16 protein-coding genes and 1 tRNA gene are annotated in these 19,415 nt (G+C 58.9%); 15 read left to right on the plus strand and 2 right to left on the minus strand.

Features of this window, described 5'->3' with window-relative positions:
• The 11 genes from QTL94_RS19000 to rpoC all read left to right on the plus strand — a co-directional run.
• Positions 1–102 (plus strand): EF-Tu C-terminal domain-related protein (locus QTL94_RS19000; protein ID WP_131589482.1); only part of this gene is annotated, 102 nt, incomplete at its 5' end.
• 252 nt (positions 103–354) lie between these two features.
• Positions 355–1,248 carry an NAD-dependent epimerase/dehydratase family protein gene (locus QTL94_RS19005; protein WP_289802880.1) on the plus strand — a complete coding sequence of 298 codons (894 nt, stop codon included), beginning with the start codon at positions 355–357 and terminating at the stop codon, positions 1,246–1,248.
• A 140-nt stretch (positions 1,249–1,388) separates the two neighbouring features.
• Positions 1,389–1,464, plus strand: a tRNA-Trp gene (locus tag QTL94_RS19010).
• A gap of 188 nt (positions 1,465–1,652) precedes the next feature.
• A complete protein-coding gene (gene secE, locus QTL94_RS19015; RefSeq protein ID WP_065690130.1) occupies positions 1,653–1,853 on the plus strand; it encodes a preprotein translocase subunit SecE in 201 nt (66 codons plus the stop codon).
• Positions 1,854–1,870: 17 nt separating this feature from the next.
• Positions 1,871–2,401 (plus strand): transcription termination/antitermination protein NusG, encoded by a 531-nt coding sequence (gene nusG / locus QTL94_RS19020; protein ID WP_065690131.1) that lies wholly within the window; start codon positions 1,871–1,873, stop codon positions 2,399–2,401.
• 173 nt (positions 2,402–2,574) lie between these two features.
• Positions 2,575–3,006, plus strand: coding sequence for a 50S ribosomal protein L11 (rplK, locus tag QTL94_RS19025; RefSeq protein ID WP_024318430.1), 432 nt, complete (start codon positions 2,575–2,577; stop codon positions 3,004–3,006).
• Positions 3,007–3,010: 4 nt separating this feature from the next.
• Positions 3,011–3,703 carry a 50S ribosomal protein L1 gene (gene rplA, locus QTL94_RS19030; protein WP_289802881.1) on the plus strand — a complete coding sequence of 231 codons (693 nt, stop codon included), beginning with the start codon at positions 3,011–3,013 and terminating at the stop codon, positions 3,701–3,703.
• A gap of 327 nt (positions 3,704–4,030) precedes the next feature.
• Entirely contained in the window at positions 4,031–4,549 is a 519-nt protein-coding gene (gene rplJ, locus QTL94_RS19035) for a 50S ribosomal protein L10 (protein WP_016553543.1), read from the plus strand.
• A 58-nt stretch (positions 4,550–4,607) separates the two neighbouring features.
• The gene (gene rplL / locus QTL94_RS19040; RefSeq protein WP_065690133.1) at positions 4,608–4,985 is read left to right on the plus strand and encodes a 50S ribosomal protein L7/L12; all 378 of its coding nucleotides are present in this window, start codon (positions 4,608–4,610) and stop codon (positions 4,983–4,985) included.
• 257 nt (positions 4,986–5,242) lie between these two features.
• Positions 5,243–9,379 (plus strand): DNA-directed RNA polymerase subunit beta, encoded by a 4,137-nt coding sequence (gene rpoB, locus QTL94_RS19045; protein ID WP_065690134.1) that lies wholly within the window; start codon positions 5,243–5,245, stop codon positions 9,377–9,379.
• 189 nt (positions 9,380–9,568) lie between these two features.
• Positions 9,569–13,780, plus strand: coding sequence for a DNA-directed RNA polymerase subunit beta' (gene rpoC / locus QTL94_RS19050; RefSeq protein WP_289802882.1), 4,212 nt, complete (start codon positions 9,569–9,571; stop codon positions 13,778–13,780).
• 126 nt (positions 13,781–13,906) lie between these two features.
• Here the strand turns inward: rpoC and QTL94_RS19055 are convergent, their stop codons facing one another.
• Both QTL94_RS19055 and QTL94_RS19060 read right to left on the minus strand, forming a co-directional pair.
• Positions 13,907–14,335 carry an NUDIX hydrolase gene (locus QTL94_RS19055; RefSeq protein ID WP_289802883.1) on the minus strand — a complete coding sequence of 143 codons (429 nt, stop codon included), beginning with the start codon at positions 14,333–14,335 and terminating at the stop codon, positions 13,907–13,909.
• A gap of 8 nt (positions 14,336–14,343) precedes the next feature.
• Complete coding sequence (locus QTL94_RS19060; RefSeq protein ID WP_065690138.1) at positions 14,344–14,637, minus strand: transcriptional regulator; 294 nt, start codon at positions 14,635–14,637, stop codon at positions 14,344–14,346.
• Positions 14,638–15,120: 483 nt separating this feature from the next.
• On the opposite strand from QTL94_RS19060, the gene rpsL reads away from it, so the two are divergent.
• The 4 genes from rpsL to tuf all read left to right on the plus strand — a co-directional run bounded on the left by rpsL (position 15,121) and on the right by tuf (position 19,413).
• Positions 15,121–15,492, plus strand: a complete 372-nt coding sequence (gene rpsL, locus QTL94_RS19065) for a 30S ribosomal protein S12 (RefSeq protein WP_018902683.1) — start codon at positions 15,121–15,123, stop codon at positions 15,490–15,492.
• A 77-nt stretch (positions 15,493–15,569) separates the two neighbouring features.
• A complete protein-coding gene (gene rpsG, locus QTL94_RS19070; protein WP_065690139.1) occupies positions 15,570–16,040 on the plus strand; it encodes a 30S ribosomal protein S7 in 471 nt (156 codons plus the stop codon).
• A gap of 29 nt (positions 16,041–16,069) precedes the next feature.
• Entirely contained in the window at positions 16,070–18,169 is a 2,100-nt protein-coding gene (fusA, locus tag QTL94_RS19075; RefSeq protein WP_289802884.1) for an elongation factor G, read from the plus strand.
• A gap of 68 nt (positions 18,170–18,237) precedes the next feature.
• Entirely contained in the window at positions 18,238–19,413 is a 1,176-nt protein-coding gene (tuf, locus tag QTL94_RS19080; RefSeq protein ID WP_289722745.1) for an elongation factor Tu, read from the plus strand.
• Positions 19,414–19,415 lie beyond the last annotated feature (2 nt).

Raw genomic sequence — 19,415 nt, forward strand, 5'->3', positions numbered from 1 at the left:
GAGCTGATCGTTCCGATCGCGATGGAAGAAAAGCTGCGCTTCGCTATCCGCGAAGGCGGCCGTACCGTCGGCGCCGGCATCGTCGCTTCGATCGTCGAGTAATCGGCGAGCCGACGATGGCGCAAGCTTGCCGACGGCAGGCATAAGATGTGCAAATGGCGCGCAAGCGCGATTTGCACGCGGCGCCGGCTGTCGCTTCGATCGTCGAGTAATCCTAGGATTATCTTGAATTAGGAAAGGCCCTGCCGGCGACGGCGGGGCCTTTTCTTTGTGATACGGCAGCGTCGTCCTCACTTGCGCTCCACGGCAAAGCCTTTATCTATCCCCGCGGTCTCATGAGGCGGAGGATATTTCATGAAGAAGCGTATTCTGTTTACCGGCGGCTCGGGCAAGGCGGGGCGGCATGCTGTGCCGTGGCTGGTCAATGCCGGCTACGAGGTGCACAACCTCGATCTGGTGCCGCTGGACAGCCCCGGCGTTACCAACCTGATCGTCGACATCACCGATAGCGGGCAGGTCTTCAATGCGCTCTCCATGCACCGTGATTTCCCTGATCTGGAAGCGGGCAGGGGTGTGCAGCCTTTCGACGCCATCGTGCATTTCGCGGCGATTCCCCGCATTCTGATCAAGCCTGATAACGAGACCTTCCGCATCAACACGATGGGGACGTACAACGTCATCGAAGCGGCCGTGAAGCTGGGCATAAGGAAGATCATCGTCGCCTCCAGCGAGACGACCTACGGGATCTGCTTTGCCGAAGGGCGTCGCGACTTCCATCAGTTCCCGCTGGAGGAAGACTACGACGTCAACCCGATGGACTCCTATGGCCTGTCAAAGGTCGTCAACGAAAAGACCGCACGCGCCTTTGCCGAGCGCTCGGGCTTCGACATTTATGCGCTGCGAATCGGTAACGTCATCGAGCCGCACGAATACGAGAAGTTCCCGACATTCTTTGCCAATCCCGAGATGCGCAAGCGCATTGCCTGGAGCTACATCGACGCACGCGACCTCGGCCAGATCTGCCATCTGTGCATCGAAAAGGACGGAATGGGCTATCAGGTCTTCAATGCCGCGAACGACACCGTCTCGGCCAATACGCCGTCTCGGGAGCTGGCCGAACGCTACTTCCCGAATGTACCGTTCACGCGCGAGATCGGCGAATATGAAGGGCTTCTCTCTAACCGGAAGATCCGCGAAGTGCTTGGTTTCAAGGAGGAACATGACTGGCGCAAGTACGTGAAGGTCTGATTGCACTGTATGAGTTCGCCGCAGTGCCGGAAAAATCACAAAACGCTCTTGCCAATTCCGCGGAGCGGCCTTAAAGGGTGCGCCATGCTTTCACAAGCGCTTTGAGGTCCTTGGGCCAAGAGGCTGAATGAAAAGCATGAAGGGGTATAGCTCAGCTGGTAGAGCGGCGGTCTCCAAAACCGCAGGTCGGGGGTTCGAGCCCCTCTGCCCCTGCCATCTTTTCTAAGCGGACAGCGCGGTTATCTGCAGCGTTCTGTTTGGGGAGGCTACACATGGCAAATTCGTTAAACATCGGTTTCCCCTCTTGTCTAAAGTGGAATCGGTGTTTATGTAGGGTTCAACAGACACGCGGTGCGTGGGGCTGATATGTTCAGCTTTACGCGCCGTAATTGCGTGGGCAGTCGATGGCATCCAAATCTAATCCGTTTACGTTTCTGCGTCAGGTCCGCTCGGAGACGGCGAAAGTTACCTGGCCGTCGCGCCGCGAGACGATGATCTCCACGGTCATGGTGCTTGTGATGGTGGTATTCGCTGCGTTGTTCTTCTTTGCGGCTGACCAGCTTATTGGCTGGTTGCTGAGCTTCGTGCTCAACGTCGGCAACTGATCGGGTGGAGATTTAAGATGGCGGCACGTTGGTATATCGTCCACGCGTATTCGAATTTTGAGAAGAAGGTCGCAGAAGACATCGAGAACAAGGCTCGCCAGAAGGGGCTTGAGCATTTGTTCGAGAAGATTCTCGTTCCGACTGAAAAGGTGGTTGAAGTGCGCCGCGGCCGTAAGGTCGATTCCGAGCGCAAGTTCTTCCCGGGCTATGTTCTCGTTCGCGCTAACCTGACGGACGAAGCCTACCACCTGATCAAGAACACGCCGAAGGTTACGGGCTTTCTCGGTTCCGACAATAAGCCTGTTCCGATTCCTGATTATGAAGCCGAGCGCATCCTCGGTCAGGTTCAGGAAGGTGTCGAACGTCCGAAGTCTTCGGTTACGTTCGAGATTGGCGAGCAGGTTCGCGTTTCCGATGGTCCGTTCGCGTCGTTCAACGGCACGGTTCAGGATGTCGATGAAGAGCGTTCGCGCCTGAAGGTGGAAGTGTCGATCTTTGGTCGCGCGACGCCGGTCGAACTGGAATACGCCCAGGTCGAGAAGGTCTGAGTTTTTTTCGAATGGGGATCGGTTTGGCCGGTCCTCGAGCGGGCGTTGCCGCTACCCGCGTGGAAGGTGAGGGGTCTTAGCCGGGCCTTTGATCCGCACCACGCAACCGCAGCCGCCGGAGAGATCCGGCATGAATGACCGGGAAATCGGTCGCCAATGAAAGGCAGAGAGATATGGCTAAGAAAGTTGCAGGCCAGCTCAAGCTTCAGGTCAAGGCAGGATCGGCAAACCCGTCCCCGCCAATCGGCCCGGCGCTTGGTCAGCGTGGCATTAACATCATGGAATTCTGCAAGGCGTTCAACGCCGCTACGCAGGAAATGGAAAAGGGTATGCCGATCCCGGTCGTCATCACCTATTACCAGGACAAGTCCTTCACCTTCGCGATGAAGCAGCCTCCGGTCAGCTACTGGCTGAAGAAGGAAGCGAAGATCACGTCCGGTTCGAAGACGCCTGGCAAGGGCGCTACCGCCGGCAAGCTCACCAAGGCTCAGATCAAGTCGATCGCCGAAGCCAAGATGAAGGATCTGAATGCAGCGGATATCGAAGGTGCAATGGCGATGATCGAGGGCTCTGCCCGCGCCATGGGCCTGGAAGTGGTAGGATAAGACCATGGCTGGCAAGCGCACTAAGAAGATCAACGAAGGTGTTGATCCCACGAAGCTCTACGCTCTGAACCTCGCCATCGGCATGGTCAAGGAACGGGCTATCGCCAAGTTCGACGAAACCGTCGAAGTATCGATGAACCTGGGTGTTGACCCGCGCCACGCTGACCAGATGGTTCGCGGCGTTGTCAACCTGCCGAACGGCACCGGCCGCGACGTTCGCGTTGCTGTCTTCGCACGTGGCGCCAAGGCTGACGAAGCCAAGGCTGCTGGTGCAGACGTTGTCGGCGCTGAAGATCTCGTCGAGATCGTTCAGGGCGGCAAGATCGACTTCGATCGTTGCATCGCAACGCCTGACATGATGCCGCTCGTCGGTCGCCTCGGTAAGGTTCTCGGCCCGCGTGGCATGATGCCGAACCCGAAGGTTGGTACGGTTACGATGGACGTCGCTGGTGCCGTTAAGGCTTCCAAGGGCGGCGCTGTCGAGTTCCGCGTCGAGAAGGCTGGTATCGTCCACGCCGGCATCGGCAAGGCTTCGTTCGACGCGAAGGCTCTTGAAGAAAACATCAAGGCTTTCGCTGACGCCGTCATCAAGGCAAAGCCGGCTGGCGCCAAGGGTAACTACGTCAAGCGCGTAGCGATCTCTTCGACCATGGGCCCGGGCGTCAAGATCGACCCGTCGTCGGTCACGGCTGCTTAATTAAGTTTCGCCGGGCTTCGGTCCGGTTCACGAATTCCGGCCTCGCAAGGGGCCGGAATATTCCGGAGAAATCCGGAATCCTGTCCGAGATTGCAGGTGGTTTTCCCTTAATCACTTGGCCTGCATGAGACGGGTAAGACCCGAATTGCATGAAGCTTTGCTTCGATCGATTTGGTTCGAGCCTTGGATGCCTTGTGCCTCTTAGCCTTTCTGGCGCGGAGCGCGAGGGGACAGGATCCTCAAGCGTCGCTTGGGATCATTCGTGATCTCAGGAGGCAAAGGCAACCCGATGGGGCCGGTCACGGTCTCATCTACTGGAGATAGGCAGTGGAAAGAGCGGAAAAACGCGAATTCGTCACGGAACTGAACGAAGTCTTCAAGGCTTCGGGCTCGGTTGTCGTGGCCCACTATGCTGGTGCTACAGTCGCGCAGATGAACGACTTCCGTTCCAAGATGCGCGCAGCTGGCGGTACCGTCAAAGTCGCGAAGAACCGCCTGGCCAAAATCGCCCTTCAGGGTACGGAAGCGGAAGGGATCTCTGGTCTCTTCACCGGTCAGACGCTCATTGCATACAGCAATGACCCGATCACCGCTCCGAAAGTCGTCGTGGATTTCGCCAAGACCAACGATAAGATCGTTGTTTTGGGCGGCGCCATGGGAACAACGACGCTCAACGCTGATGCAGTCAAGTCGCTCGCGACCCTGCCTTCGTTGGACGAACTGCGCGCGAAGCTGCTGGGCATGATCCAGACTCCGGCTACCCGCATCGCAGGCGTTGTTGCAGCACCGGCAAGCCAGCTTGCTCGCGTGTTTTCGGCTTACGCCAAGAAGGACGAAGCCGCATAAGGCGGTTTTTTGCTGTTTATAAACAACCGGTTCGAACCGAACAAAAGGAACTAGTAACATGGCTGATCTCGTAAAGATCGTTGAAGACCTCTCCGCGCTGACCGTTCTGGAAGCCGCAGAACTGTCCAAGCTTCTCGAAGAAAAGTGGGGCGTATCCGCTGCTGCTCCGGTAGCTGTTGCTGCTGCTGGCGGCGCTGCTGCTGCTGCTGTCGTTGAAGAAGAAAAGACCGAGTTCGACGTCATCCTCACGGATGCTGGCGCGAACAAGATCAACGTCATCAAGGAAGTTCGTGGCATCACCGGCCTCGGCCTCAAGGAAGCCAAGGACCTCGTCGAAGGCGCTCCGAAGGCTGTCAAGGAAGCCGTTTCCAAGGCTGAAGCCGCTGACATCAAGAAGAAGCTTGAAGACGCCGGCGCTAAGGTCGACGTTAAGTAATCTTGAACTGCATCTGGGAGGCTGGATTTCCGGCCTCCCATTTGCCGTTTTCCGGAACGAATTACCCAAAAGCCGCGTGAAAACGGCTTTTGGGTAATGGGTTCTTCAAGAGGATGGTCTCGAACCGAGACGCGAAGGCAATCCGGCCTCGTATTTCGGGAAGTGAGACGAGATTGAAGTACACATTGGTTGACGGGGTCGACTGGCCATCGGTTCCCGTCCGTTGCAGGCCCGGATGCAATTTTGAAGGAGCGACGATGGCTCAGACCCTTTCGTTCAATGGTCGTAGGCGCGTACGCAAGTTTTTCGGTAAGATCCCAGAAGTCGCAGAAATGCCGAACCTCATCGAGGTTCAAAAGGCATCGTATGATCAATTCCTGATGGTTGAAGAGCCCAAGGGCGGTCGCCCTGATGAGGGCCTTCAGTCCGTTTTCAAGTCGGTTTTCCCGATCACCGATTTCTCCGGCGCTTCCATGCTGGAATTCGTATCCTACGAATTCGAGCCGCCGAAGTTCGACGTCGATGAATGCCGCCAGCGCGACCTGACCTACGCCGCACCGCTGAAGGTTACGCTTCGCCTGATCGTGTTCGATATCGATGAGGATACGGGCGCGAAGTCCATCAAGGACATCAAGGAACAGTCGGTTTACATGGGCGACATGCCGCTCATGACCAACAACGGTACGTTCATCGTGAACGGCACCGAGCGCGTTATCGTGTCTCAGATGCACCGTTCGCCGGGCGTCTTCTTCGACCACGATAAGGGCAAGAGCCACTCGTCCGGCAAGCTGCTCTTCGCTGCTCGCGTCATCCCGTATCGCGGTTCCTGGCTCGATATCGAATTCGACGCCAAGGACATCGTCTACGCCCGTATCGACCGCCGCCGCAAGCTGCCGGTGACGTCGCTGCTGATGGCGCTCGGCATGGATGGCGAAGAAATCCTGTCGACCTTCTACACGAAGTCGAACTACTCGCGTGACGGCAAGGGCTGGCGTATTCCGTTCACCCCTGAGACCCTCAAGGGTGCGAAGACCATCACCGACATGATCGACGCCGACACCGGCGAAGTCGTGGTCGAGGGCGGTAAGAAGCTGACCCCGCGTCTGCTGCGCACGCTGTCCGAAAAGGGCCTCAAGGCTCTGAAGGCGACCGACGAAGACCTGTACGGCAACTTCCTCGCCGAAGACATCGTCAACTACTCGACGGGTGAAATCTACCTCGAGGCCGGCGACGAAATCGACGAAAAGACGCTGCCGATCATTCTTTCTCACGGCTTCGATGAGATCCCGGTTCTCGGTATCGACCACATCAACGTCGGTGCCTATATCCGCAACACGCTGAACGCCGACAAGAACGAGAACCGTCAGGACGCTCTGTTCGACATCTACCGCGTCATGCGTCCGGGTGAGCCGCCGACCATGGACTCGGCCGAAGCCATGTTCAACTCGCTGTTCTTCGATGCGGAGCGCTACGATCTCTCCGCCGTGGGCCGCGTGAAGATGAACATGCGTCTCGATCTCGACGTCGAAGACACTGTCCGTATCCTGCGCAAGGACGACATCCTGGCCGTGGTCAAGATGCTCGTCGAACTGCGTGACGGTAAGGGTGAAATCGACGACATCGACAACCTCGGCAACCGTCGTGTTCGCTCCGTCGGCGAACTGATGGAAAACCAGTACCGTCTCGGCCTGCTCCGCATGGAGCGTGCGATCAAGGAACGTATGTCCTCGATCGAAATCGACACGGTCATGCCGCAGGACCTGATCAACGCGAAGCCGGCAGCTGCCGCGGTTCGCGAATTCTTCGGCTCCTCGCAGCTGTCGCAGTTCATGGACCAGGTGAACCCGCTTTCGGAAATCACCCACAAGCGCCGTCTTTCGGCACTTGGCCCGGGTGGTCTGACCCGCGAGCGCGCAGGCTTCGAAGTCCGCGACGTTCATCCGACCCACTACGGCCGTATTTGCCCGATCGAAACGCCGGAAGGCCCGAACATCGGTCTGATCAACAGCCTTGCGACCTTCGCACGCGTCAACAAGTACGGCTTCATTGAATCGCCGTACCGCCGCATCGTCGACGGCAAGGTGACGAACGACGTTCTTTATCTCTCCGCTATGGAAGAGGCGAAGTACTACGTCGCGCAGGCCAACGCCGAACTTGGCGCTGACGGTTCGTTCACCGACGAATTCGTCGTTTGCCGTCACGCCGGCGAAGTTATGCTCGCTCCGCGCGACAGCATGAACCTGATGGACGTTTCGCCGAAGCAGGTCGTTTCGGTTGCTGCGGCTCTCATCCCGTTCCTGGAAAACGACGACGCCAACCGCGCTCTCATGGGCTCGAACATGCAGCGTCAGGCCGTTCCGCTGCTGCGCGCTGAAGCTCCGTTCGTCGGCACCGGCATGGAGCCGATCGTTGCCCGCGACTCCGGTGCTGCCATCGGCGCCCGTCGTAGCGGCGTGGTCGACCAGGTCGACGCGACGCGTATCGTTATCCGTGCGACGGAAGACCTTGATGCCGGCAAGTCCGGCGTTGACATCTACCGCCTGCAGAAGTTCCAGCGTTCGAACCAGAACACCTGCGTCAACCAGCGTCCGCTGGTCACCGTTGGTGACGTCATCAACCGCGGCGACATCCTCGCTGACGGCCCGTCGACGGACCTGGGCGACCTGGCACTCGGCCGCAACGCGCTCGTCGCGTTCATGCCGTGGAACGGTTACAACTACGAAGACTCGATCCTGATGTCGGAACGCATCGTCGCTGACGACGTGTTCACCTCCATCCACATCGAAGAATTCGAAGTGATGGCCCGTGACACCAAGCTTGGTCCGGAAGAAATCACGCGCGACATTCCGAACGTTTCGGAAGAAGCGCTGAAGAACCTCGACGAAGCCGGTATCGTCTACATCGGTGCCGAAGTTCAGCCGGGCGACATCCTCGTCGGCAAGATCACGCCGAAGGGCGAAAGCCCGATGACGCCGGAAGAAAAGCTTCTGCGCGCCATCTTCGGCGAAAAGGCGTCCGACGTTCGCGACACCTCCATGCGCATGCCTCCGGGCACCTACGGCACCATCGTCGAAGTTCGCGTTTTCAACCGCCACGGCGTTGAAAAGGACGAGCGCGCGATGGCTATCGAGCGCGAAGAGATCGAGCGTCTTGCAAAGGACCGCGACGACGAGCAGGCGATCCTCGACCGTAACGTCTACGGCCGTCTGATCGACATGCTGCGCGGCCAGGTTGCCATCGCGGGCCCGAAGGGCTTCAAGAAGGGCACCGAGCTGGCAAACGCCGTCGTCTCCGAATATCCCCGCTCGCAGTGGTGGATGTTCGCCGTCGAGGACGAGAAGGTTCAGTCCGAGCTCGAAGCTCTGCGTGGCCAGTACGACGAATCCAAGTCGCGCCTTGAACAGCGTTTCATGGACAAGGTCGAGAAGGTCCAGCGCGGCGACGAAATGCCTCCTGGCGTCATGAAGATGGTCAAGGTCTTCGTCGCTGTGAAGCGCAAGATCCAGCCCGGCGACAAGATGGCCGGCCGTCACGGTAACAAGGGCGTTGTCTCGCGTATCGTGCCTGTCGAAGACATGCCGTTCCTCGAAGACGGTACTCATGTCGACATCTGCTTGAACCCGCTGGGCGTGCCTTCGCGCATGAACGTCGGCCAGATCCTCGAAACCCACCTTGCCTGGGCTTGCGCCGGTATGGGTAAGAAGATCGGCGAACTGCTCGACGAATACCGCAAGACGATGGACATCACCGACCTGAAGACGGAACTGACGGAAGTCTATGCGTCGCAGGCCAAGGACGAAGTCGCCAACTTCGACGACGATTCGCTCGTCAAGCTGGCCGAACAGTCCCGCCGTGGTGTCTCGATCGCAACGCCGGTCTTCGACGGTGCGCATGAGCCTGACGTTGCCTCGATGCTGAAGAAGGCAGGTCTGCACGAGTCCGGTCAGTCGGTTCTGTACGACGGCCGTACTGGCGAGCCCTTCGACCGCAAGGTCACCGTCGGCTACATGTACATGATCAAGCTGAACCACCTTGTCGACGACAAGATCCACGCTCGTTCGATCGGTCCTTACTCGCTCGTTACCCAGCAGCCGCTGGGCGGCAAGGCGCAGTTCGGCGGTCAGCGCTTCGGGGAAATGGAAGTCTGGGCTCTGGAAGCATACGGTGCGGCTTACACGCTGCAGGAAATGCTCACCGTCAAGTCCGACGACGTCGCCGGCCGTACCAAGGTCTACGAAGCCATCGTCCGCGGCGACGACACGTTCGAAGCGGGTATTCCCGAAAGCTTCAACGTTCTCGTCAAGGAAATGCGCTCGCTGGGTCTTTCCGTCGAGCTCGAGAACTCGAAGGTTGACGAGCAGCAGACCGGCCAGCTGCCGGACGCCGCCGAGTAACCACCTGATAGGGTGCGCGCTGTCCTGCAGCGCGCACCGTCCCAGCTCTGGCCCCGTAACGTGTTGGCCGGGAAGGGACGATTTCGCCGCATTCTGCGGTTATTGTCGTTTTTTCGCGATGGCGCGGCGCCCGGGATTTGCCGCTGACCATCGCAGTTTGAGGGCTTTCAGCCCATGAAGGAGACAGGCATGAACCAAGAGGTCATGAATCTTTTCAATCCGCAGGTGCCTGCGCAGAATTTCGATTCCATCCGGATCTCGATTGCGTCTCCGGAGAAGATTCTCTCCTGGTCTTATGGTGAGATCAAGAAGCCGGAAACGATCAACTATCGTACGTTCAAGCCTGAACGCGATGGTCTGTTCTGCGCCCGCATCTTCGGACCGATCAAGGACTACGAATGCTTGTGCGGCAAGTACAAGCGCATGAAGTACAAGGGCATCATCTGCGAAAAGTGCGGCGTGGAAGTTACGCTGTCGCGCGTTCGCCGTGAGCGCATGGGCCACATCGAGCTCGCCGCTCCCGTTGCCCACATCTGGTTCCTGAAGTCGCTTCCTTCGCGCATTTCGACGCTGCTCGACATGACGCTGAAGGATGTAGAGCGCGTTCTCTACTTCGAACACTACATCGTCACCGAGCCGGGCCTCACCGCGCTCAAGGAGCACCAGCTCCTGACGGAAGAAGAATACATGCTGGCCGTCGATGAGTACGGCGAAGATCAGTTCACCGCCATGATCGGCGCTGAAGCCATCTTCGAAATGCTGGCATCGATGAACCTTGAGAAGATCGCGGGCGACCTGCGCTCGGATCTGGCCGATACCACGTCGGATCTCAAGCAGAAGAAGCTGATGAAGCGCCTGAAGATCGTCGAGAACTTCATGGAGTCCGGCAACCGCCCGGAATGGATGATCATGAAGGTCGTCCCGGTCATCCCGCCGGACCTGCGCCCGCTGGTTCCGCTCGATGGCGGCCGTTTCGCGACGTCCGACCTGAACGACCTGTACCGCCGCGTCATCAACCGTAACAACCGTCTGAAGCGCCTGATCGAACTGCGCGCTCCTGGCATCATCATCCGCAACGAAAAGCGCATGCTGCAGGAATCTGTAGACGCGCTGTTCGACAACGGCCGCCGTGGCCGCGTCATCACCGGCGCCAACAAGCGCCCGCTGAAGTCGCTGTCCGACATGCTCAAGGGCAAGCAGGGCCGCTTCCGTCAGAACCTGCTCGGCAAGCGCGTCGACTATTCCGGCCGTTCGGTCATCGTGACCGGTCCGGAACTGAAGCTGCACCAGTGCGGCCTGCCGAAGAAGATGGCGCTCGAACTGTTCAAGCCGTTCATCTACGCCCGCCTCGACGCCAAGGGTTACTCCTCGACCGTCAAGCAGGCAAAGAAGCTGGTCGAAAAGGAAAAGCCGGAAGTCTGGGATATCCTCGACGAGGTCATCCGCGAGCATCCGGTTCTGCTGAACCGCGCACCGACGCTGCACCGCCTGGGCATTCAGGCCTTCGAACCGATCCTGGTTGAAGGCAAGGCCATCCAGCTGCACCCGCTCGTCTGCACGGCCTTCAACGCCGACTTCGACGGTGACCAGATGGCCGTTCACGTGCCGCTGTCGCTCGAAGCGCAGCTCGAAGCCCGCGTCCTGATGATGTCGACGAACAACATCCTGCACCCTGCAAACGGTGCACCGATCATCGTTCCGTCGCAGGACATGGTTCTCGGTCTGTACTACCTCGCGATCATGAACCAGAACGAACCGGGCGAAGGCATGGCCTTCTCCGATCTCGGCGAACTGCATCACGCGCTTGAAACCAAGGTCGTGACGCTGCACTCCAAGATCCGCGGCCGCTTCAAGTCGATCGACGAGGATGGCAAGCCCTACTCGAAGATCTATGAAACGACCCCTGGCCGTCTGCTCATCGGCGAACTCCTGCCGAAGAACGGCAAGGTGACCTTCGACATCTGCAACCAGGAAATGACCAAGAAGAACATCTCCAAGATGATCGACACGGTCTACCGTCATTGCGGCCAGAAGGACACGGTCATCTTCTGCGACCGCATCATGCAGCTCGGCTTCACGCATGCCTGCCGCGCCGGCATTTCGTTCGGCAAGGACGACATGATCATTCCGGAAACCAAGGCGAAGATCGTTGGCGACACCGAAAACCTCGTCAAGGAATACGAGCAGCAGTACAACGACGGCCTGATCACTCAGGGCGAGAAGTACAACAAGGTCGTTGACGCCTGGGGCAAGGCAACCGAAAAGGTCGCCGAAGACATGATGGCCCGCATTAAGGCCGTCGAGTTCGATCCGAACACGGGTCGCCAGAAGCCGATGAACGCCATCTACATGATGTCGCACTCGGGTGCGCGTGGTTCTCCGAACCAGATGCGCCAGCTGGGCGGCATGCGCGGCCTGATGGCCAAGCCGTCGGGTGAAATCATCGAGACCCCGATCACGTCGAACTTCAAGGAAGGTCTGACCGTTAACGAGTACTTCAACTCGACCCACGGTGCCCGTAAGGGTCTCGCAGACACCGCTCTGAAGACGGCGAACTCGGGTTACCTGACCCGTCGTCTCGTCGACGTCGCGCAGGATTGCATCGTCAACATGGTCGATTGCGGCACCGACACCGGTCTTACGATGACTGCCATCGTCGATGCTGGTCAGGTCGTCGCGTCGCTCGGCGCGCGTATCCTTGGCCGTACGGCTCTGGACGATATCGATCATCCGATCACCGGCGAGCGTCTGGTCGACGCCGGCAAGATGATTCTCGAGCCCGATGTCATCGAGATCGAAAAGGCTGGCATCCAGTCGATCCGTATCCGCTCCGCACTGACCTGCGAAGTGCAGACGGGCGTATGCTCGGTCTGCTACGGTCGCGACCTCGCACGCGGTACGCCTGTCAACATGGGCGAAGCCGTCGGCGTTATCGCGGCTCAGTCGATCGGCGAGCCGGGCACGCAGCTCACCATGCGTACGTTCCACCTTGGTGGCACGGCTAACGTAGTTGACTCGTCGTTCCTGGAAGCATCATACGAAGGTACGATCCAGCTGAAGAACCGCAACGTTTTGCGCAACTCGGAGAACGTGCTCGTCGCGATGGGCCGCAACATGACCGTCCAGATCCTGGACGAGCGTGGTGTAGAGCGCTCCTCGCAGCGTGTTGCCTACGGTTCGAAGCTGCATGTCGACGAAGGCGACAAGGTCAAGCGCGGTCAGCGTCTGGCAGAGTGGGACCCCTACACCCGTCCGATGATGACGGAAGTGGCCGGTACCGTTCAGTTCGAAGACGTCGTCGACGGTCTCTCGGTTCTCGAAGCGACCGACGAGTCCACGGGTATCACCAAGCGTCAGGTTATCGACTGGCGTTCGACCCCGCGTGGTTCGGACCTCAAGCCGGCAGTCGTCATCCTCGATGCCAGCGGCAATGTTGTTAAGCTGCCGCGCGGTGCAGATGCGCGCTTCCAGCTTTCGGTCGATGCGATCCTGTCGGTCGAGCCTGGTCAGAAGGTCTCCCAGGGTGACGTGCTTGCACGTTCGCCGCTGGAAAGCGCCAAGACCAAGGACATCACCGGTGGTCTGCCGCGTGTCGCCGAACTGTTCGAAGCTCGTCGTCCGAAGGACCACGCCATCATCGCTGAGATCGATGGTACGATCCGCCTCGGCCGCGACTACAAGAACAAGCGTCGCGTCATCATCGAGCCGGCTGAAGACGGTGTCGAGCCTGTCGAATACCTGATCCCGAAGGGCAAGCCCTTCCACCTTCAGGAAGGTGACTACATCGAAAAGGGTGATTACATCCTCGACGGTAACCCGGCTCCGCACGACATCCTGGCGATCAAGGGCGTCGAGGCTCTGGCTTCGTACCTGGTCAACGAAATCCAGGAAGTCTACCGTCTCCAGGGCGTTGTCATCAACGACAAGCACATCGAAGTGATTGTTCGTCAGATGCTGCAGAAGGTGGAAATCACCGATGCGGGCGACTCGACCTATATCGTCGGCGACAACGTCGACCGTATCGAGCTCGAAGACGTTAACGACGGTCTGATCGAACAGGGCAAGAAGCCTGCCTACGGCGATCCGGTTCTGCTCGGCATCACCAAGGCATCGCTGCAGACGCCGTCCTTCATCTCCGCCGCGTCCTTCCAGGAAACGACGAAGGTGCTCACGGAAGCTGCGATCGCCGGCAAGACCGATGGCCTGCAGGGCCTGAAGGAAAACGTCATCGTTGGCCGCCTCATCCCGGCCGGTACCGGTGGCACCATGACCCAGATCCGCCGTATCGCGACCTCGCGCGACGAGCTGATCCTGGAAGAGCGCCGCAAGGGCACGGGTGCAGATGTTGCAACCCCGATGCTTCAGGACCTCGCAAGCGAAAGCGCCCCGGCTGCCGAGTAATCGGTAGCGGAGGCGACCGAGCAGTCGGTGCCAACAAATTGAAAACCGCCCGGAGCAATCCGGGCGGTTTTTCGTTTCAGGCTGATTTAAGGGGCAGGGGTCTCGGCTATAGGGAACAGAGGCTCCTCAACCGATCAGTGGCAGGCACTCGGCCATTCCGTAGCCGAGCTTCGCTCTCGCCTCGGATAAGCTGATCCAGAAGAAACGAAACAGGATGGGCGCGCCGCCGCCGAAGGGAGTGAGCTCCCGGTGCAGCCAGGTCGATGGCTGGTTGCTGTCGAGACCGACATGAAAATAGTGACGGCGGTGAAAGACCGTGCCGCCGTTCTTCAATGAAAAGCGATAGTCATGAGTGCCGAGTTGGGTGAGGGGACCCGGCGTCAGGCCCGTTTCCTCGTGGAACTCGCGGCTGGCCGCCTCGGCCACATCCTCGCCGTGTTCGACAGTGCCGCCGGGGACTTGCCACTGGACGTCGGGAAAGTCGGGCTCGTCGAACACCAGAAGCCGGTCGCGGCAGGTCGCATAGATCAGCACCTTCAACGCATCCGGCTTCATCGATAGTCTCAGCTGAAGCGGATGATCGCGACTTCGCCGTCGACGGCGCCCTGATAGGCCGAAGCGTGGGGCTCTTCCTCGGGCACCTCAGTCAGCATGCCGATCTGGTCGAGATCGGCCTCGATGAAGCCTTCCTCGGCAAGCGCGTTGAGCGCCTCGCGCACGGCGCTGTCGTCGTCGGCCGCCCTCAGCATGATGTGGAGGTCGACACCCTCGCTGGCATCGGACTCATAGCCCTTGCCGATGATGATGAAGACCATCGGGCCTTCGGTGTTGTTGTCGTTATCGGGGGCATTAATCATTCTCAGTCCTTCGATTCGAGATTTGAATCTGTTTTCAGGCACTTGGCCTCTGCAATCTGTGATTCCTTAGCTGCTTTCGCTGCAATGCCCAAGTTTATCTTGCCGCCTTCCGCCGAATTTGTCTAAAAGCCTCAAGAGAGGGCTGAAAGGCCGCGTTTCAAGGCGTTGCAGCGAAGATTATTTCTTAACAGCCTTGACGAGAGAGCGGGAAACCAGTAGTACCCGCGCCATCGGAACCCATGTGAGGCATGGCCATCTGGTGCGACACGCCCCTGATATCACCTCAAACAAGGTTCGAAACGCACGTTGAAGATATGTTGCCTGCACGCATGACGCATCTCTTTGCGTCCTCTGCTTCCTGTGGTCCATCTGTGAAAGCAGATCGGGCCACGTTTTGCGCATTGAGACAGGCGTGTGATCTTGCCGGAGACGGCGTGAGTTACGCCCGCAAGGGTTTGAGATTTAAACGTAAGGGATGGTTGAATGCCTACCGTAAACCAGCTGATCCGCAAGCCGCGCCAGCCAAACGTAAAGCGTAACAAGGTTCCTGCTCTGCAGGAAAACCCGCAGAAGCGTGGTGTTTGCACCCGCGTCTACACCACGACCCCGAAGAAGCCGAACTCGGCTCTCCGTAAGGTTGCCAAGATCCGTCTGACCAATGGCTTCGAAGTCATCGGTTACATTCCTGGTGAAGGTCACAACCTGCAGGAACACTCTGTCGTCATGATCCGTGGCGGCCGCGTGAAGGACTTGCCGGGTGTTCGTTACCACATCATCCGCGGCGTTCTCGATACCCAGGGTGTCAAGAACCGCAAGCAGCGCCGTTCGAAGTACGGTGCGAAGCGTCCGAAGTAATTCGGACTTTTGTAAATTCGGCGCTGCGTGAGGTCCTCCGCGTGGTAAAGCGCCTTAACGGTTAAGAGACGAGAAGTATGTCCAGACGTCACAGAGCAGAAAAGCGCGAGATCAACCCGGACCCGAAGTTCGGCGATCTCATCGTCACCAAGTTCATGAATGCAATCATGCTTGACGGCAAGAAGTCCGTCGCTGAAAGCATTGTTTACGGCGCATTTGATTCCGTGCAGGCAAAGTCGAAGCAGGAGCCGCTGGTTGTTTTCCACGCCGCCCTCGACAACATTGCTCCGCACGTCGAAGTCCGTTCGCGCCGCGTTGGTGGTGCTACGTACCAGGTTCCGGTTGATGTTCGCCCTGAGCGTCGCCAGGCCCTCGCAATCCGCTGGCTGATCACTGCCGCTCGCAAGCGCAATGAAACGACAATGGTCGATCGCCTTTCCGGCGAGCTTCTCGATGCTTCCAACAACCGTGGTAGCGCCGTCAAGAAGCGCGAAGACACGCACAAGATGGCTGACGCCAACCGTGCGTTCTCGCATTATCGCTGGTAATTCCGAACGGATCCGAAAGGCAGTCCATTATGGCTCGCGAATATAAAATCGAAGACTACCGTAATTTCGGTATCATGGCGCACATCGACGCCGGCAAGACGACGACGACCGAGCGTATCCTTTACTACACCGGCAAGTCGCACAAGATCGGCGAAGTGCACGATGGCGCGGCCACGATGGACTGGATGGAGCAGGAGCAGGAGCGTGGCATCACGATCACTTCCGCTGCGACCACGACCTTCTGGAAAGGCCGTGACGGCAAGATGCGCCGCTTCAACATCATCGACACCCCCGGCCACGTTGACTTCACCATCGAAGTCGAACGTTCGCTGCGCGTTCTCGACGGTGCTGTCGCTCTTCTCGATGCCAACGCCGGCGTAGAGCCGCAGACGGAAACCGTCTGGCGTCAGGCTGAGAAGTACAACGTTCCGCGCATGATCTTCTGCAACAAGATGGACAAGACCGGCGCGGACTTCTACCGCTCTGTCGAGATGATCAAGACCCGTCTCGGCGCAACGGCTGTTGTCATGCAGCTGCCGATCGGCGCTGAAAGCGACTTCAAGGGCGTTGTCGACCTGATCGAGATGAACGCTCTCATCTGGCGCGACGAATCGCTCGGCGCTCAGTGGGACGTCGTTGAAATCCCGGAAGACCTGAAAGCCAAGGCTGAAGAATATCGCGAAAAGCTGATCGAGACCGTTGTCGAGATCGACGAAGCAGCGATGGAAGCCTACCTCGAAGGCACCATGCCTGACAACGACCAGATCCGCGCGCTCGTTCGTCGCGGCACGATCGACGTCAAGTTCCACCCGATGTTCTGCGGCACCGCCTTCAAGAACAAGGGCGTTCAGCCTCTGCTCGACGCAGTTGTCGACTACCTGCCGTCGCCGCTCGACATTCCGGCGATCAAGGGCATCGACTTCAAGACGGAAGCCGAAATCGAGCGTCACGCTGATGATGCCGAGCCGCTTTCCATGCTCGCGTTCAAGATCATGAACGACCCCTTCGTCGGTTCGCTGACCTTCGCCCGCATCTACTCCGGCAAGCTCGAAAAGGGCGCGTCTGTCATGAACACGGTCAAGGACAAGCGCGAGCGCGTCGGCCGCATGCTGCAGATGCACTCGAACTCGCGTGAAGACATCGAAGAAGCCTTCGCAGGCGACATCGTTGCTCTCGCTGGTCTCAAGGAAACCACCACTGGCGATACGCTCTGCGATCCGCTGAAGCCGGTTATCCTCGAGCGCATGGAATTCCCCGAGCCGGTCATCCAGATCGCGATCGAGCCGAAGACCAAGGGCGACCAGGAAAAGATGGGCCTCGCGCTCAACCGCCTGGCTGCTGAAGATCCGTCCTTCCGCGTGAAGACTGACCAGGAATCTGGCCAGACGATCATCGCCGGCATGGGCGAACTTCACCTCGACATTCTCGTCGACCGTATGCGTCGCGAATTCAAGGTTGAAGCAACCGTCGGTGCTCCGCAGGTTGCCTACCGCGAAACCATCACGCGTCAGCACGAAGAAGACTACACGCACAAGAAGCAGTCCGGTGGTACCGGTCAGTTCGCGCGCGTCAAGATCATCTTCGAACCGAACCCAGAAGGCGACGACTTCAAGTTCGAATCCAAGATCGTCGGCGGTGCTGTTCCGAAGGAATACATCCCGGGCGTTCAGAAGGGTATCGAAAGCGTTCTGTCTTCCGGTCCGCTGGCTGGCTTCCCGATGCTCGGCGTCAAGGCGACGCTCGTTGACGGTGCCTTCCACGACGTTGACTCGTCCGTCCTGGCGTTCGAAATCGCTTCGCGTGCTTGCTTCCGTGAAGCAGCCAAGAAGGCCGGCGCTCAGCTCCTCGAGCCGATGATGAAGGTCGAAGTCGTGACGCCGGAAGATTACGTCGGTGACGTTATCGGTGACCTGAACTCCCGCCGTGGTCAGATCCAGGGTCAGGAACAGCGCGGCATCGCAATAGTCATCAACGCCAACGTTCCGCTGGCGAACATGTTCAAGTACGTCGACAACCTGCGCTCCATGTCGCAGGGTCGCGCCCAGTACACGATGACCTTCGATCACTACTCGCCGGTCCCGTCGAACGTCGCAAACGAGATCCAGGCAAAGTATTCCGGTCAGAAGTGACCGGAATACCAATTGACCGATAACAAGAATTAGATCCCCTCGGGGACTAGCAGAATTGGAGAGCCGCAATGGCAAAGAGTAAGTTTGAGCGCAACAAGCCGCACGTTAACATCGGCACGATCGGCCACGTTGACCACGGCAAGACGTCTCTGACGGCAGCGATCACGAAGTTCTTCGGCGAGTTCAAGGCGTACGACCAGATCGACGCTGCTCCGGAAGAAAAGGCACGCGGCATCACCATCTCGACGGCACACGTTGAGTATGAGACGCCGAACCGCCACTACGCGCACGTTGACTGCCCCGGCCACGCCGACTACGTCAAGAACATGATCACCGGTGCCGCACAGATGGACGGCGCGATCCTGGTTTGCTCGGCCGCTGACGGCCCGATGCCGCAGACCCGCGAGCACATCCTGCTGGCTCGTCAGGTTGGCGTTCCGGCGATCGTCGTGTTCCTCAACAAGGTCGACCAGGTTGACGACGCCGAGCTTCTCGAGCTCGTCGAGCTGGAAGTTCGCGAACTTCTGTCGTCCTACGACTTCCCGGGCGACGACATCCCGGTCATCAAGGGCTCGGCTCTGGCCGCTCTGGAAGACAGCGACAAGAAGATCGGCGAAGACGCGATCCGCGAGCTGATGGCCGCTGTTGACGCCTACATCCCGACGCCTGAGCGTCCGATCGACCAGCCCTTCCTGATGCCGATCGAAGACGTGTTCTCGATCTCGGGTCGTGGTACGGTTGTGACCGGCCGCGTCGAGCGTGGTATCGTCAAGGTTGGCGAAGAAGTCGAAATCGTCGGCATCCGCGCAACCTCGAAGACGACGGTTACCGGCGTTGAAATGTTCCGCAAGCTGCTCGATCAGGGCCAGGCTGGCGACAACATCGGCGCTCTGGTTCGCGGTGTTAACCGTGACGGCGTTGAGCGTGGTCAGATCCTGTGCAAGCCGGGTTCTGTCAAGCCGCACAAGAAGTTCATGGCCGAAGCCTACATCCTGACGAAGGAAGAAGGCGGTCGTCATACGCCGTTCTTCACCAACTACCGTCCGCAGTTCTACTTCCGTACGACTGACGTGACCGGTATCGTTTCGCTGCCGGAAGGCACGGAAATGGTTATGCCTGGCGACAACGTCACCGTTGCCGTCGAGCTGATCGTTCCGATCGCGATGGAAGAAAAGCTGCGCTTCGCTATCCGCGAAGGCGGCCGTACCGTCGGCGCCGGCATCGTCGCTTCGATCGTCGAGTAATC

The organism is Rhizobium sp. S96, from assembly GCF_030382195.1.
In the GTDB taxonomy this organism is placed as follows: Bacteria; Pseudomonadota; Alphaproteobacteria; order Rhizobiales; family Rhizobiaceae; genus Rhizobium.